The 1011-nt window shown below is 67.2% G+C and carries 1 protein-coding gene; it reads left to right on the top strand.

Going from position 1 to position 1011, the window contains the following annotated elements:
* Positions 1 to 134 precede the first annotated feature (134 nt).
* Positions 135 to 1011 (top strand): transposase domain-containing protein (locus ACFYOH_RS44905; RefSeq protein ID WP_388638178.1); only part of this gene is annotated, 877 nt, incomplete at its 3' end.

Below are 1011 nucleotides of genomic sequence, written 5' to 3'. Positions count from 1 at the left end.
CAAGACCACGGAGTTAAGGCCGATCCGCGGTTGTCAACGGGATCCGGGATTTTCGGGGAAGCGCAGGTCACGGCGACGGGGCTCCTGGTAGAGCGAGGAAGCCGACCAAGGTCTTCCCACTCGAAGGAGCCCCGTTGCCCGTTCAGTGTTCCACCGTCACGCTCACGTCGTCCATCACCGTCGCCGACGGCATCTTCGCTCCGGGGCATCTCGGCGAGCTGACCCGGCAGTTGCCCTTCGAACTCGTCGATGACGTGCTGGAACGCACCGGCGGCACCCAGCGCAGGCTGCGGCTGCTGCCGTCGAGGGTGGGCGTGTATTTCGTTCTGGCACTGGCCCTCTTTCCGCAGCAGGGGTACGTGCGCGTATGGGACAAGCTCACCGCCGGGCTGCGCGGGCTTCTTCACCGGCGTCCTTCGGAGAAGGCGCTGAGGGAGGTTCGTCGGCGGCTGGGCATCGCGCCGCTTCGTTTGCTGTTCGAAACGTTGGCCGGTCCTGTGGCACAGCCGATCACACCCGGGGTGCGATACCGGTGCTGGCGCACTGTCGCCTTCGACGGGTGCAGCTCCACCAAGGCCCCTGACCGACCGCGAGTCTGTGGGTGGCTCGGCAAGCACAAGCACCGCTACGGCACCGACGGATACCCGATGCTGAAGATCATGGTGCTGTGCGAGACCGGGACCCGGGCCCTGCTCGGCGCGGTCTTCGGACCGACGCGAGAGAAGGAGACCGGCTACGCCGAGCAACTGCTACCGCTGCTGGACGGCGGCATGCTGCTGCTCAACGACCGGGGCTTCGACTCCGACGACTTCCTCGCGAAGGCTGCGGCCACCGGCGCACAGCTGCTGGTGCGGCTCAAGGGAACCCGGGCACCTGCCCGCTGGGCGCTACTGCCGGACGGGTCGTTCCTGACCAGGATCAACGGGACCCGACTGAGGATCATCGACGCGCACATCGCGGTGACGACCGCCAAAGGGCTGCGGCTGGATGGCCAATACCGGCTGGCCACCA

Origin of the sequence: Streptomyces sp. NPDC007856, from assembly GCF_042868225.1 — a bacterium.
Taxonomy (GTDB): Bacteria; Actinomycetota; Actinomycetes; order Streptomycetales; family Streptomycetaceae; genus Streptomyces.
This window is presented reverse-complemented; position numbering and strand designations above follow the sequence as displayed.